The sequence below is a fragment of the Haematomicrobium sanguinis DSM 21259 genome (assembly GCF_000688395.1).
GTDB classification, from domain to species: Bacteria; Actinomycetota; Actinomycetes; order Actinomycetales; family Micrococcaceae; genus Haematomicrobium; species Haematomicrobium sanguinis.
Genome location: NZ_JIAG01000001.1, coordinates 268,170 through 281,603, shown reverse-complemented (window position 1 = coordinate 281,603; position 13,434 = coordinate 268,170). Strand labels below are relative to the sequence as shown.

Annotated in this window: 16 protein-coding genes; 12 read left to right on the top strand and 4 right to left on the bottom strand. The window is 61.8% G+C overall.

The window, feature by feature from the left end; genetic code table 11:
* Positions 1–4 precede the first annotated feature (4 nt).
* Together O148_RS0101330 and O148_RS0101325 are read left to right on the top strand one after the other, a co-directional pair.
* Entirely contained in the window at positions 5–1,216 is a 1,212-nt protein-coding gene (locus O148_RS0101330; RefSeq protein ID WP_051619676.1) for an acetoin utilization protein AcuC, read from the top strand.
* Between the two features lie 49 nt (positions 1,217–1,265).
* A complete protein-coding gene (locus tag O148_RS0101325; RefSeq protein ID WP_026529485.1) occupies positions 1,266–1,736 on the top strand; it encodes an ArsR/SmtB family transcription factor in 471 nt (156 codons plus the stop codon).
* A 71-nt stretch (positions 1,737–1,807) separates the two neighbouring features.
* Here O148_RS0101325 and O148_RS14080 read toward each other — a convergent pair whose 3' ends face one another.
* On the bottom strand, positions 1,808–3,058 hold the full coding sequence (locus tag O148_RS14080; protein ID WP_035744213.1) for an alpha-hydroxy acid oxidase: 1,251 nt from the start codon (positions 3,056–3,058) through the stop codon (positions 1,808–1,810).
* A 248-nt stretch (positions 3,059–3,306) separates the two neighbouring features.
* On the opposite strand from O148_RS14080, the gene O148_RS0101315 reads away from it, so the two are divergent.
* The 3 genes from O148_RS0101315 (at position 3,307) to O148_RS17300 (ending at position 4,585) form a co-directional block, all read left to right on the top strand.
* Positions 3,307–4,083, top strand: coding sequence for a FadR/GntR family transcriptional regulator (locus O148_RS0101315; protein ID WP_026529484.1), 777 nt, complete (start codon positions 3,307–3,309; stop codon positions 4,081–4,083).
* Positions 4,084–4,201: 118 nt separating this feature from the next.
* Positions 4,202–4,408 carry an excisionase family DNA-binding protein gene (locus tag O148_RS0101310; RefSeq protein WP_026529483.1) on the top strand — a complete coding sequence of 69 codons (207 nt, stop codon included), beginning with the start codon at positions 4,202–4,204 and terminating at the stop codon, positions 4,406–4,408.
* Positions 4,409–4,486: 78 nt separating this feature from the next.
* Positions 4,487–4,585, top strand: a complete 99-nt coding sequence (locus O148_RS17300; RefSeq protein WP_012085056.1) for a 30S ribosomal protein bS22 — start codon at positions 4,487–4,489, stop codon at positions 4,583–4,585.
* A gap of 125 nt (positions 4,586–4,710) precedes the next feature.
* On the opposite strand, the gene O148_RS0101305 is transcribed toward O148_RS17300, so the two are convergent.
* Entirely contained in the window at positions 4,711–5,526 is an 816-nt protein-coding gene (locus O148_RS0101305; RefSeq protein WP_051619675.1) for an HAD family hydrolase, read from the bottom strand.
* 59 nt (positions 5,527–5,585) lie between these two features.
* Between O148_RS0101305 and O148_RS0101300 the strand changes: the two genes are divergently transcribed.
* The gene (locus O148_RS0101300) at positions 5,586–5,861 is read left to right on the top strand and encodes a glutaredoxin family protein (RefSeq protein ID WP_240470752.1); all 276 of its coding nucleotides are present in this window, start codon (positions 5,586–5,588) and stop codon (positions 5,859–5,861) included.
* Entirely contained in the window at positions 5,858–6,547 is a 690-nt protein-coding gene (locus O148_RS0101295) for a redox-sensing transcriptional repressor Rex (RefSeq protein ID WP_051619674.1), read from the top strand. Before O148_RS0101300 ends, O148_RS0101295 begins: the two co-directional genes overlap by 4 nt.
* Before the next feature lie 18 nt (positions 6,548–6,565).
* Here O148_RS0101295 and O148_RS0101290 read toward each other — a convergent pair whose 3' ends face one another.
* Both O148_RS0101290 and O148_RS0101285 read right to left on the bottom strand, forming a co-directional pair.
* A complete protein-coding gene (locus O148_RS0101290; protein WP_026529479.1) occupies positions 6,566–7,252 on the bottom strand; it encodes a hypothetical protein in 687 nt (228 codons plus the stop codon).
* Positions 7,253–7,418: 166 nt separating this feature from the next.
* Positions 7,419–7,970 (bottom strand): YceI family protein, encoded by a 552-nt coding sequence (locus tag O148_RS0101285; RefSeq protein ID WP_026529478.1) that lies wholly within the window; start codon positions 7,968–7,970, stop codon positions 7,419–7,421.
* A 148-nt stretch (positions 7,971–8,118) separates the two neighbouring features.
* Between O148_RS0101285 and O148_RS0101280 the strand changes: the two genes are divergently transcribed.
* The 5 genes from O148_RS0101280 (at position 8,119) to ccsB (ending at position 13,136) form a co-directional block, all read left to right on the top strand.
* Positions 8,119–8,862: a histidine phosphatase family protein gene (locus tag O148_RS0101280; protein WP_026529477.1), complete on the top strand. Its 744-nt coding sequence runs from the start codon at positions 8,119–8,121 to the stop codon at positions 8,860–8,862.
* A gap of 93 nt (positions 8,863–8,955) precedes the next feature.
* A complete protein-coding gene (locus O148_RS0101275; protein WP_084156912.1) occupies positions 8,956–9,591 on the top strand; it encodes a TlpA family protein disulfide reductase in 636 nt (211 codons plus the stop codon).
* 41 nt (positions 9,592–9,632) lie between these two features.
* Positions 9,633–10,391 carry a cytochrome c biogenesis CcdA family protein gene (locus tag O148_RS0101270; RefSeq protein ID WP_026529475.1) on the top strand — a complete coding sequence of 253 codons (759 nt, stop codon included), beginning with the start codon at positions 9,633–9,635 and terminating at the stop codon, positions 10,389–10,391.
* Between the two features lie 7 nt (positions 10,392–10,398).
* Positions 10,399–12,048, top strand: a complete 1,650-nt coding sequence (gene resB / locus O148_RS0101265; protein ID WP_026529474.1) for a cytochrome c biogenesis protein ResB — start codon at positions 10,399–10,401, stop codon at positions 12,046–12,048.
* Complete coding sequence (gene ccsB / locus O148_RS0101260) at positions 12,045–13,136, top strand: c-type cytochrome biogenesis protein CcsB (protein ID WP_026529473.1); 1,092 nt, start codon at positions 12,045–12,047, stop codon at positions 13,134–13,136. Before resB ends, ccsB begins: the two co-directional genes overlap by 4 nt.
* The last annotated feature ends 298 nt before the right edge of the window (positions 13,137–13,434 follow it).

The following is a 13,434-nucleotide window of genomic DNA, read 5'->3' as shown; positions in this document are numbered from 1 at the left end:
TTAGGTGACTGCACGCTCACCATTGGCCCATAGCCCGGTCCCCACCCGTATCTACTGGGACCCAGCGCTCACTGCGTATAACTTTGGCGACCAGCATCCGATGAACCCGGAACGGTTGCGGCTGACGGCAGAATTGGCGGAGCAATTCGAAATATTCGACTTAGAGAATGTTTCGCTGGGTGAACCTGAGATCGCGTCCGATGCGGAGCTCGAACATGTGCATACCGCGGAATATATCGAGGCGGTGCGTGCGGTCAGCGAGGACCCTACGCTCTCGATCCCAGAGCGCGGGCTCGGAACCGCGGACGATCCCGCCTTTGCTGGAATGCATGATGCGTCGGCGCGAATCGTGGGCGGATCGCTCTTGGCGGCGCGAGATGTCGCGTCGGGAAGAATCACTCATGCGGTGAACTTTTCCGGCGGTCTGCACCACGCCATGCCGGGAGCGGCCAGCGGATTCTGCGTCTATAACGATGCCGCTTTGGCCATACAGGAACTTTTGGATTTGGGTGTGGGCCGAGTCATCTACATTGACGTCGACGCGCACCACGGTGACGGCGTGGAGAAAGTGTTTTGGGACGAGCCGCGGGTGATGACCATTTCGCTGCACGAGTCCGGGATGACGCTCTTTCCCGGAACGGGCTTCGCGAATGATATTGGGGGCGCAAACGCCGAGGGCACCGCGGTGAACGTGGCACTTGGCGCCCGGACCGGAGACGGGGACTGGCTGCGCGCTTTCCACTCGGTGGTTCCGCAACTGGCCGCCGCCTTTGAGCCGGAAGTGATCGTGTCCCAGCACGGCTGCGATTCACACCGATCCGACCCGCTTACCAACTTAAGACTATCGGTGGACGCCCAACGGCAAGCGGTGCTCTCGGTGGATTCCTTAGCGCGCAAACACACCGAGTCGCGCTGGCTGGCACTTGGTGGAGGCGGATACAACATTACGTCGGTAGTGCCCCGCACCTGGACTCATCTCATGGCGCTCGCGTCCGGGCGCGCCATCCCTCTCGAGACCGCGGTACCAGCACCGTGGAGGGAGATGGTGAAGGAACGTTACGGTGTGGAAGCTCCGGAGCGGATGGGGGATGGGGCCGATCTGTGGTGGAAGTCCTGGGACATTGGTTATGACCCGAATTCGGCAATAGACCGAGCGATCATGGCGACCCGCAAGGAAGTGTTCCCGCTGCACGGTCTCGACCCCTGGTTCGACTAAAAGCCGTCACTGTCTAGCCCGGCCAAAAATATGCAGATATGGTTATGAAATGAGCAGCAGCGACGTCTTCGCGGTAATTTCTGATCCCACGCGCCGACAGATTCTTAGCTTGTTGCGCGAGGGTGACCTTGCCGTAGGAGAGCTCGTTGATGAGCTCGGCGCCAGTCAGCCAACCGTTTCCAAGCACCTGAAATTGCTCCGCGAAACCGGGCTTGTCACGATGCGAGCCGACGGCCAACGGCGGTTCTATTCGCTCAACAAGGCGCCGCTTGGCGAGGTTTCCGCGTGGCTCGCGAACTTTGGTGTGCGCCCAGCGTCGGTCGCGAAACCGCTCCGTGATGTCCCGGCTGCGACTCCGGCCGCAACGATTGCGGAGGCGGAGCCGGATCTTTCTGGACTGGACGCAAATGACCCGAGCGTCCAGCAACAGTTTCAACGCACCGTCGAGCGTGCCGCCGAACGTGCCGCCGATCTGTTTTCACACTTACCGAAGCTGCGACGCCGCCGCGAGGACCCCTAACCCCATCTATGTAGCGCGACACGCCGAGGAAACCGCGTTTCCTTCGGCGTGTCGCGCTACATAGACGGGAATTAGTCGGGGATGCGTACGTGATCCGGGGTTAAATCCTCCACGCGCGTCACGCCCATGAGTTTCAAGGTCCGGGTCATTTCGCCGCGCAAGATCTCCAACATGCGCAAGACTCCCGCCTCGCCGCCAGCCATCAGAGCAAAGAGGTACGCGCGCCCCACTAGCGTGAAGTCGGCACCCGCCGCTATCGCCGCCAACACGTCGGCGCCGTGCATGATTCCAGTGTCCATAATGATGGTCGCCTTCTCGCCCAGCGCCTTTCGGGTGGGTGCGACAAGTTGCAATGGTATCGGTGCACGATCAAGCTGCCGCCCCCCGTGGTTGGACAGGATGACGCCATCGGCCCCGGCGTCCATGCTGCGGCGAGCATCATCTACATTCTGGATGCCCTTGACCAAAAGATTGCCCTTCCAGTTCTCGCGCAACCAAGCAACGTCGTCAAAGCTGAGGCCCGGGTCGAATGTTGAGGTCAGCAACTCAGACACGGTTCCATCGAAGTGGGAGAGCGAGGCGAACTCCAGTGGCGCATGAGTTAGGAAGTTGTACCACCATGCCGGGCGGTAAGACGCGTCCAAAACGGTCTTGAGCGTGAGCTGCGGCGGCATCTTCATGCCATTGCGCAGATCGCGGATGCGGTTGCCGCCGACTGCGGTATCGACAGTAAGCATGAGCGTGTCGAAACCCGAGTCCGCGGCGCGTTGGATAAGGCTCGCGTTGCGGTCCTTATCTCGAGTCGCATAGAGCTGGAACCAGCGGCGAGCGTGCGGCGCGTGGGCGGCCACATCTTCGGGCGACGCCGTCCCCAAGGTGGAGAGCGAAAATGGAATGCCCTCCGCTTCGGCGGCGGAACTTCCCGCGTACTCGCCCTCGGATTGCATCAGCCGGGTAAACCCGGTCGGCGCGATACCCACCGGCATGGCGGAGCGCTTGCCCAGAATCTCCACCGAGAGGTCCACTTCGGTTACGTCGTTGAGCACTGACGGCACAAACTGCACCTTGCTGAACAAGTCGCGGGCACCGGTGATGCTGATTTCGCCGTCGGCCGCGCCGTCGGTGTAATCGAACGGGGCTTTGGGCGTGCGTCGCTTGGCGATAGATCGCAAGTCCCACACGGTGTGCGCCTCTTGAAGCCGTCGCTTCTTGAAATCCAGGGTCGGAGCCTTGAACTTCATCACTTCGGCCAATGTTTTGATATCGGGAATCCGGCGTCGCAGCGCCTCGGGTGTGGGTTTAGGGGTGTGTGGATTGGTCATCGGGTCTCACCTTGCAGAGTCACGAAGCGTGTGGGGGGCGGCTAAGGCCGCCTGTGGTCTGACCACAGAATATCGCACCGACCCCCTTCGCCGAAACGACACATATTCCGCTAAAGACGCCCTCTTTAGCGGAATATGTGCCGTTTCGGCGCGAGGGAGTAGAGCCAAGGCGCGCGGGGGACGGCGCGGGGGACTGCGCGCGGGCGCGGCGCCGGGCACGCGGGACGGCGGCTCGTAGAATCGGGAGGGTGAAGTCGCACGAACAATTGCTGCAGTGGGTCGAGGACAACCTGAGAAACGGCACCCTCTCCACCGGCCAGCGCCTCCCCTCCGAGCGCGACCTGGCGGAGCGGCTGGGCATGTCCCGCCCCTCGGTGCGCGAAGGCGTGCGCATCCTGGAGGCCATGGGCTTGGTGCGGGCCGCGACCGGGAGCGGCGCTAACGCCGGCACCATTATCACCGCCGACCCGCACATTCCGCTCGCTTCCGCCCTTAAGCTACACCTCGCCTCCGCGACGCTTCCCTTCACCGACATCGTCCAAACGCGAGTGCTTTTGGAAACCTGGGCGGCCGAGCACGCTGACTCGGCCCACCCCGCGCTGCAGGAAGCCGCCGAGATACTGCACCGCATGGACCCCAGCGCAACCTCGCCCAACCCCGCAGCCGCGCCCAACCCGCCAGCCACGCCAAACCCCGCAGGCCCCCAGCGCCCCCAGGAAGGCGACCCGGCCCCTTCGACCCCCACCGATTTCCTCGCCCTGGACGCCGAATTTCACGTAACCTTGTCCGCGGCGGCGGGCAACGCCGTCGTACATGCGCTGATGAGCGGGCTGCGCGAATCGGTGCGCCACTACACCTTGGAATCGATCGCGGGAATCACCGACTGGCCCGAGCTCGCCGACCGACTCGACCGCGAGCATCGCGCGATTCTCGACGCCCTCATTGACGGCCGCCGCGAGGATGCCGCACACCTCCTGCAAGCCCATATCGAGGGCTTCTATCGGGTCACGCACGGGCGGTCATGAACGGACAAATTTTGTTCGCGCATTAACTTTTGTCCCATTTGCCACTAGAGTGACAAACAGATTCATGGCGCTCAACGCGCATCATCACCGCCTGCCAAGGCACGCTCTGGGGAAGATTATGGCTGAAAGACCTTATGCCGAGTCGACGTTTTTGACGGCTCAGGAAGTTGCCGCAATGATGCGCGTATCCAAGATGACCGTGTACCGGCTGATCCATTCGGGCTCGCTTCCGGCGATCCAAGTGGGCCGTTCCTTCCGGGTGCCGGACACCGCGGTCCAGGAGTATTTGCGCCGTTCGACCGTGCGCGAGGGACGGACCGGATAAGCGCATTCGGGCTTTTGCCGCGAAGAATGTAGGCTGTTAAGGACTGTTTTACCGTCGAATACACCTGTGAGGACTTGAGTGGGCTCAGTTATTAAGAAGCGTCGCAAGCGGATGGCTAAGAAAAAGCACCGCAAGCTGTTGCGCCGCACACGCCACCAGCGCCGCAATAAAAAGTAGCGCGCTGACCAAGCCCCGCCCGAAAACGGCGGGGTTTGTTGTTTTAAGAACGACGGCGCGGCCCCGCCTTGGCCGAGCATTGCTGGGGATGGCGGGGGTGCTTCGAGCGCCTGCGGGGTGGGCCGTTAACGGCGCCGAAGAGCCAGCCGTACGCCCTTGCCAACGCCGTAAACGATCCCGCCAAGGGTTGCGGCCTTGAGTCCCCAGGTCGCCGCGCGGGTGCCGGAGCGAAAATCGTAAACCGGCCAGCGATGCTCTTTTGCGTATTTGCGCAGCTTGGCGTCCGGGTTGATGGCGACGGGATGCCCGACCATTGTCAAGAGAGGTAGGTCGTGGTGCGAGTCCGAGTAGGCCCAGCAGTTCTCTAGGTTCAGCCCCTCGCGTTCGGCGAGATCTTGGACGGCTGCTGCTTTGGCCGGGCCGTGTAAAAAGTCACCGACCAGTCTGCCGGTATAGACCCCGTCGAGGACTTCGCCCACGGTGCCGAGCGCGCCGGTGAGTCCCAATTTGTCGGCAATGACGCCGGCGATTTCGATCGGGGTGCCCGAGACAAGCCACACCCGCCGACCGGACTGGATGTGTTGATTGGCCAGGGCGCGGGCGCCGGGCCAAATACGCGAGGAGATCATCTCGTCAAACACCTCTTCGCCGACGTGCGCCACTTCGCTGCGCTTGACTCCTTTGATGATGCCCAGTGCGCTGTCGCGGATGGAATTGACGTGGTCGAGGTTCTCGCCGCGCAAGGAGAAGAGGAATTGTTTCCAGGCAAAGCCGGCCGCATCACCAAGCGTGAAGGCGCGGTGCTCATACATTTTGCGTGCCGCATGGAAGAGGCTCGCCCCGCGCATCAGGGTGTTGTCGACGTCGAAGAACGCCGCTTCGGCGTTTCGAGGTAGGGTGCCGCCCACGAGTGGCAAAGTTTGTCCGGTGGGCTCAGGCACATAGCCAATGGTATCGCGCCCGATTCGTGGACCCGGAACTCGTGAGTATTGTTGAGAGTATGAGTGAGATGGACGCGGCGGCACCTCCCCGAGTGAGCTTATTGACCAAGCCGGGATGCCATTTGTGCGAGGACGCGCGTCGCGTGGTCGCCGCCGTTTCGCTCTCGCTGGGGGTGCCGTGGGAAGAGTGGGGTCCGGAGGATCAAGCCGAGTTGATGGAACGGCACGCCGAGGAGATTCCCGTGGTGTTTATTAACGGCATACAGCGCGATTTTTGGACCATTGACCCCGATCGGCTGGAGCGGTTGGTGCGCGCGGAACTGGGCAGCGCATGAGCGAACGCATCGAGTCTGACGCGCAGGATCGCGCCCGCGGCATACCTCCCGCCTCGCTTGCGCGCTTGCCCATTTACTTGCGCGTCTTGACGAACCTTCTCGCTGACGAGGTTGAGCGGGTGTCCTCGGAAGAGCTCGCAGAGGCGGCCGGGGTCAATTCGCCGCAACTGCGACGTGACCTCTCACACCTGGGGACCTATGGAACGCGCGGCGTGGGATATGACGTCAAGGTGCTCATGACGGAAATCTCGCACGTGCTGGGACTGAGCCAGCAGTGGCGGGTTGCCATTATCGGTGCCGGTAACTTGGGCCGCGCACTCGCGGGATACAGCGGTTTCGGGACCCGCGGATTTGATGTGGCCGCCATTTTTGACGCCGATCAGCTGGTAGTCGGAACCGAGATCGGATACTTGCGCGTCGCACCGATGAGTCAATTGGAGCAGGTACTCAGTATGACCCGGGTCAATATGGCGGTGTTGGCGGTGCCTGGCGCGGTGGCCCAAGAGGTGGCCGATCGGATTGTGGCCGCCGGGATCACCAGCATTCTGTCTTTTGCGCCGGTGGTGTTGCAGGTGCCCGAGCACGTCCAAGTGCGCAAGGTCGATGTCGCAACGGAATTGCAGATCTTGGCCTATCACGCACAAAGGGCGCAGGACCCGGATGTTCCGGAGTCCCACGCCCTCTAGTGTTGAGGCCCGTGCGGCTTAGTACTTAGGCGCCTTGCGGAAGTACGGCGCGGAATCGCCGATGTAGAGCAAGATCACCGCGACGATGCCCAGGATGATCGCGATGGTCCCGAAGATCGCACCGGCCAAAACCCAGCCGATGAAGATCGCAATTGCGGCGAAGATGGTCGCCATAATGCGAGCCCAGCCCTTGCCCTTACGGAAGAAGACTGCCCACAACGGGTAGCAAATCGCCACAATGATCATCATGAAGATCACGAAGCCGGTGCCAGCTCCGACGGCAATGTTGATGACTTCTTCCATCGAGGTGCCGGCCGGAACGGTCTGGTTCGAGGTCTCAATGCTCTGGCGGATGAGATCGCGTCCAGTCGGTGAGTTAATGGCAAGAATGTTGACGATGCCGCCGATAATAAAGAGCGCCGCCGCGGCCAGGTACAGCCAAAACGCAATGTTCACGTACTTGGGTGTGGCAACGGGGCCAGCGGGAGCTCCGTTACCATACGCGCCCGGGGTGTAGGGTGCGGCGGCTTCGTTTGCGCCCGGGTAGTTGTAGGACGCACCGGCATCCTGGCCTGCGGCGGGCTGGCCGTACTGCGGTTGCGAAGGTTGTGACGTCTGGCCGTACTGCGGCTGGTTGGCAGGAGTGCCGTTCGCCCCAGCGGCGGGGTCCTGCGGGTTCGTGGGTTCTTGTGGTGGAGTGCTCATGTCTCACACTTTCTGTGCTTCTGGGACATTCGGATACTGAAAACACTACCCGTTTAGCCCGTACTTATGGCGAACCAGCGCCACAAAATTCGCACAAAGTACCCCAGCATATGGCGACGGCGCGTGCTCGCGGTGAGCACGCGCCGTCGTAATTCACGCTAGGCGACTAGTCAGCCTTGGGCGCGATGAAAGATGCGTCGATGGAAATGGTGATCTTATCGCCGACCAGGAAGCCGCCGGTTTCCAGTGCGGCGTTCCAGGTCAGGCCGAAGTCCTTGCGGTTGATGGTGGTTTCGCCGCTGAAGCCCGCGCGGGTGTTGCCGAACGGGTCGATGGCGACGCCGTTGAATTCCACCTCGACCTGCACGGTGGAGGTGGTGTCGCGAATGGTGAGTTCGCCGGTCATGTCGTAGCTTCCGCCGCTGCCGGAGATCTCAGTGCTCTTGAAAGTGATGGCCGGGAAGTTTTCGGAGTCGAAGAAGTCGCCGGACTTGAGGTGGCCGTCGCGGTTTTCGTCACGGGTGTCGATGCTCGCGGTCTTAAGTTCGGCGGTGACCGAGGAGTCCTCGAGGGTCTCGCCGACGTTGAGCTGCGCGTTGATGTCTTTGAAGCTGCCGCGGACCTTGGAAATGCCTGCGTGGCGAACCGAGAAGCTGATGTCGCTGTGGGCGGGGTCCAGGTTCCAGGTGCCTTGAGTGATGCCGGTGGGGAGTGACATGAAGTCTCCTATAAGTGTGATTTTGGTCAATCGTATATCTGTTGGACCAGGTCCAACAGGGGCGTTTATGTCCCGCCCTCAGGAACCATAATCCATGCAAACGCATGTTTATTCCAGAGGGTTCGACATTTTTTGACAAACTTGGAGCGTGCCACTGACAACGATCCACCTCATCCGCCACGGCGAGGTCCACAATCCTGACAAAGTGCTCTACGGGCGATTGCCGGATTTTCATCTCTCCGAATTGGGGCGGCGGATGGCCCAAGGCGTGGCTCGGTATTTCGTCGAGGCGGCGGAGGCCGGGCGGCCGTGGGGCACCGGACTCGTTGCGGTGTACGCCTCGCCGCTGGAGCGGGCCCAGGAGACGGCGGCCCCGCTGGCGCAAGCATTTGGGCTTCCGGTGCGCGAGGAGCCGGACATTATCGAGGCCGAGAATCATTTCGAAGGGCTTTCTGGGATCACCTCTGAGCTGCGCAATCCGCGGCACTGGCCGTATTTGGTCAATCCGTTTCGGCCATCGTGGGGGGAGGCGTATCGGGCGCAGGTGGCGCGGATGCGCGGGGCGATGGAGCGCGCGAGAGTAGCGGCGGAGAGCGCGGGTGCCCCGCACGGCACTGAGGACCCGCACGGCACTGAAACTCCGCGCGGCACTGGCGTCGCGCAACGCGAGCCGGGTGGCGCCCATATTGTCATGGTCTCGCACCAGCTACCCATTTGGGTGACCCGGTTGGCCGCCGAGGGCCGCCCGCTGCCACACGATCCCCGCAAGCGCGAGTGCACACTCACGTCCATCACGAGTTTTGAATTCCTGGATGGCGCGCTCAGATCGGTTCGGTACCATGAGCCCAACGCGCCATTGCTCGCCAAAGCGGCGAATTTACCGGGCGCGTAGTTGTCGTAATAGTATTGTCTACTACAAGTCGTAGAAAACGGGCGCGCCGCACTCGATCCCCCATCGACCCACGCGCATCCGCCTGGAGAAAACGTGAACTTTCCCCCCGCCGATAGCCCTGGACGTCTGCCCGGCGTCGCCCCCCGCCGCACCGTGCTTTCCGCGTTGGCGCTTGGCGCCCTGGCTCTTCCGGCGCTCGCCGCGTGCGCGCCGCAGGATTCGCTCGCCCAGCAGGCCAGCGCCGGGGACAACAAGAACTACATTGCCGGGGATGGCTCGGTCACCGAATATGCCAAGGGCAACCGGAGCGAGCCGGTGGAGTTTAAAGCAACCACGTACGACGGCGTGGCAGTCGCCGCTTCGGATTGGCGCGGCAAACCTGGGCTACTCAATGTGTGGTACGCCGCGTGCGCACCGTGTCGCGCGGAGGCGCCCACGCTGGTGAAAATGGCCGACGAGTTTGGCGACAAGGTCAACTTCTTGGGCATTAATGTGCGCGATGAGAAGGCGACCGCCCAGGCGTTTGAACGCAACTTCAAGATTCCCTACCCCTCGGTTCCAGACTCGGACGGCTCGGTGCTCCTCGCGCTCAGCAAGTTTGTTCCGCCGCAGGCCGTGCCCAGCACCATTATTTTGGATAAGGAAGGCCGGGTGAGTGCACGCGTGATTGGGCTCGCTCAAGAGTCCGTGCTGCGTACCCTATTGCAGACCGTGGTGGACGAAGGGTGACTTTCGCCCTCGCTCCGGCGCTCGCTCCGCTCACGCCCGTCATGCAGGCGAACCCCTTTGGCGAAGCCATCCTCAACGGCTCGATGCTCCTTGCCATCCCGGTCGCGGTGTTGGCCGGCCTGGTGTCCTTCGTTTCGCCGTGTGTGCTTCCGCTTGTCCCGGGGTATTTGGGCTACGTCACCGGTTTGAGCGGTGTCGACCTGGAGAAGCAGCGGCGCGGGAGGATGCTGCTCGGGATTGGGCTCTTTGTGCTGGGGTTCACCGTCGTCATGGTGTTGCTGGGCGCCTTCTTCGGCCAGGTCGCTGTGTGGCTGCAGGCCGGAAACCAGCAGTGGATCATGCGTGCACTCGGCGTGGTGGTCATTGTCATGGGAATCGTCTTCCTCGGCGGGTTCTCCTTTTTCCAGCGTGATCGGCGTATCGAAGCGCGTCCGCCCGCCGGGCTGTGGGGGGCGCCGCTGTTGGGCGTGATCTTTGGGCTGAGTTGGGCGCCGTGCATTGGGCCGACCTTCGCCGCAATCCAGTTGCTTGTCCTCTCCGACTCGGAAGGAAGCGCGCTCAAGGGCGCCTTCTTAACCCTGTTCTACTGCCTAGGCTTGGGGCTGCCGTTCCTCCTCATTGCGCTGGGCGTGCGCCGCGGCATGGGCGCCATGAAATTCTTCAAGAAGCACCGCGTGCTGATTCAGCGGATCGGCGGCGGAATGCTCATTGTGCTTGGCCTGCTCATGGTGTTTGGTGTGTGGCAAGCATGGATTGCCAACCTTCAGGGACTTTTGACCACAGTAACGTTGCCGGTGTGATGCGTAGATGAGTAAAGACAACAGTGTAAAAGCACCCGCCCTCGGGTTTGTGGAAATGTTGCGCTGGGCGTGGACCCAGCTCACCAGCATGCGCACCGCCCTCTTCCTGCTGCTGCTTCTGGCTGTTGCGGCAGTCCCCGGTTCCCTTTTCCCGCAACGCATTCAGAACCCGGCCGCGGTCACCAAATACATCCAAGACAATCCGGGCATCGGCGAGTGGATGGACACGTTCCAACTCTTCGACGTGTACTCCTCGTTCTGGTTCTCCGCCATCTACCTGTTGCTTTTCATCTCCCTGGCCGGCTGCGTCATCCCGCGGACACGCCAGCACTACAAACAGTGGCGCGCCAAGCCGCCCAAGACTCCAAAACGGCTGTCCCGACTTTCCGAATACGGAACCCTCCAGGTACCGGCAGCCGCGGGATTAAGTGCGGAAGACGCCGTCGTACAAGCCTCAAAAGCGCTGAAAAAGCGCGGATACCGCGTGGTGGTGCAGGACCTGGACACCGACCGGCCGTCCGTGGCCGCCGAGCGCGGATTTTTGAAGGAACTCGGCAACCTGGTGTTTCACGTCTCGCTGATCGGCGTGATGATCGCGTTCGCGGTGACCGGGCTGTTTGGTTATCGCGGGCAGAAGGTCATTATCGAGGGCGATACGTTTGTGAATAACCTCGTCGCCTATGACAACTTCCGCAAGGGCGGGTACTTCAACCAGGATTCGCTCGTGCCGTATTCGGTGCGCCTCGACGAGTTCAAGCCGACGTTCAACCGCGAGAAGGTGCAGTACGGGCAACCCACCAACTTTGAAGCGTTTGTGACAACGAAGGATTCGCCGGACTCCCCGGAGCAAAAACAGGTGCTCAAGGTCAATGAGCCGCTCAGCCTTGGCGGGACCGAGATTTATTTGGTCGGCAACGGCTATGCGCCCTCGATCACGGTGCGCGATGGCAACGGGAATATCGCCTCCGAGGGGCCGGTAGTGACGCTGCCGAACGACTCCAACTACAACTCGACCTTTGTGTTGAAGGTCCCGGACGCGCGCCCGGATCAGCTGAGTTTTGTGGGATTCTTCCTGCCGACCGCGGTGACCTCGGCTAACGGGGTGGCGTACTCGGCAGACCCGGATCCCTTTAACCCGACGCTGAATATCAACTCCTACTACGGGGATTTGGGGCTGGATAACGGCGTGCCCTCCAACGTGTACGTGTTAGACACCTCGACGTTGACGCCGCTCAATTCGCGGGATTTGTCCTCCGGCGGCATTGTGCTCGAGCCCGGACAGACCTATGACCTGCCCGAAGGCAAGGGCTCGATCACTTTCAGCGGGTTGCAACGCTATATCGGCGTGGATATCACGTATGACCCGGGGAAGATCCCCGCGCTGATTTTCTCCTCGCTCGCGCTGCTCGGGCTGATCGGCTCGCTGTTCATTGCGCGCCGCCGCGTCTGGGTGCGCGCCGGGCAACACCCCGATGGGCGCACCATGGTGGAGTTCGGCTTGCTGGCGCGCGGCGAGGATCACGGGCTCGCGCGCGAACGCGATTCCGTCTCCGAGATGCTCTCTACCGCCTGGGACTTGCCCGCCCCAGACGATCACGACGAAAATAGACCCGACACCGACGACACCCTGGTCACCGCCAGCAAGGACAACTCATGAACAATCCGATAGTCAATGCAGAGCTTGGCACCTTCAGCGAAATTTTCATGCTCCTGGCCGGGATAACGTATACGGTCGCGTTCATCTTCTTCGCCTGGGAAATGGTTTCCGGCGGCGAATCGCTCAAGACCGTGTCCGCGAGCGGGACCAAGGAAGAGCGGCGCGCCAAGAAGCTGGCCATGGCCTCCGCGGGCGGCGCGGGTAGTGCGGGGGTGAAGAACGACGGCGGTTACTCGCCTCAAGTGCCGGACCTGGACAATTCTCGGGTCGCCTCGAGCAAGGGCGGCATGAAACTCGATTCGCTCGCGTACACGTCCAAGCCGCGGCCCTCGGCGCGCGTGGCGGTGGCACTGACGATTCTCGGTCTGGTCATCCACGCGATTGGCGTGGTCACTCGAGCCATTGCGGCCAATCGCGTGCCGTGGGGCAACATGTACGAGTTCTGCACCACCGGCGCGCTTGTGGTGGTGGCGGTGTTCTTGATTGTGCTGATCAAGCGGGACCTGCGCTTCATTGGCACGTTTGTGCTGGGGCTCGTGGTGATCATGATGACCGCGGCCGTGGTGGTGTTCCCGACGCCGGTGGCGCCGACGTCTCCGCCGTTGCAAAGCCCGTGGTTGGTGATCCACGTGTCGGTGGCGGTGATGGCGTCGGGCTTGTTCACGATTGCGTTTGCGCTCTCGGTGTTGCAACTGATTCAGACGCGTGTGGAGGGTAAGGCGAAGGCAGCGAAGTCGGCGATTACCGGGTTCTTTGCGAACGTGCCGAGTGCGCTGACGCTGGAGACGCTGGCGTACCGGCTTACCGCGCTGGGGTTTGTGCTGTGGACGTTCACGCTGATGGCCGGAGCGCTCTGGGCGGAAAAGGCGTGGGGGCGCTACTGGGGTTGGGACACCAAGGAAGTGTGGACGTTCATCATCTGGGTGGTGTACGCCGGGTATCTGCACGCTCGTGCGACGCGCGGCTGGACCGGGGTGCGCGCGTCCTGGCTGAACATGGTCGGCTACTTGTGCGTGGTGTTCAACTTCTCGATCGTGAACATTTACTTCTCCGGGTTGCACTCATACTCGGGAGTGAACCCGACCTAGCCCACCTCCCCCTCCCCCCAAATAAGTTGACGCAGATTAACAAAAGTGTGCGGGATCCCGCACAACTTCGGCGATCTGCGTCAACTTTTTCAGCGCTTTGGGGCGGCGCGAGCGAATCTGCAACTCTTGATGCGAGAGCGGATGCTCCTACACAGTTCTGTTTTTGCGAGCGGTTATCCACAAATGCTTGATCCGCACTGTCGCTAAACCTCATGTCTCGGAATGCTTTCCCCATGAGTAAGACACTTCCACCACTTCAAGCACACCGAGACGACGCACCCCGCCTCGGAAGTTCACA

What these genes read in the sequence shown, in the direction of transcription:
- O148_RS0101325 (WP_026529485.1), top strand. Translation starts at nt 1,266, where the DNA reads ATGAGCAGCAGCGACGTCTTCGCGGTAATTTCTGATCCCACGCGCCGA.
- O148_RS14080 (WP_035744213.1), bottom strand. Translation starts at nt 3,058, where the DNA reads ATGACCAATCCACACACCCCTAAACCCACACCCGAGGCGCTGCGACGC.
- O148_RS0101310 (WP_026529483.1), top strand. Translation starts at nt 4,202, where the DNA reads ATGGCTGAAAGACCTTATGCCGAGTCGACGTTTTTGACGGCTCAGGAA.
- O148_RS0101300 (WP_240470752.1), top strand. Translation starts at nt 5,586, where the DNA reads ATGAGTGAGATGGACGCGGCGGCACCTCCCCGAGTGAGCTTATTGACC.
- O148_RS0101295 (WP_051619674.1), top strand. Translation starts at nt 5,858, where the DNA reads ATGAGCGAACGCATCGAGTCTGACGCGCAGGATCGCGCCCGCGGCATA.
- O148_RS0101290 (WP_026529479.1), bottom strand. Translation starts at nt 7,252, where the DNA reads ATGAGCACTCCACCACAAGAACCCACGAACCCGCAGGACCCCGCCGCT.
- O148_RS0101285 (WP_026529478.1), bottom strand. Translation starts at nt 7,970, where the DNA reads ATGTCACTCCCCACCGGCATCACTCAAGGCACCTGGAACCTGGACCCC.
- O148_RS0101270 (WP_026529475.1), top strand. Translation starts at nt 9,633, where the DNA reads ATGCAGGCGAACCCCTTTGGCGAAGCCATCCTCAACGGCTCGATGCTC.
- resB (WP_026529474.1), top strand. Translation starts at nt 10,399, where the DNA reads ATGAGTAAAGACAACAGTGTAAAAGCACCCGCCCTCGGGTTTGTGGAA.
- ccsB (WP_026529473.1), top strand. Translation starts at nt 12,045, where the DNA reads ATGAACAATCCGATAGTCAATGCAGAGCTTGGCACCTTCAGCGAAATT.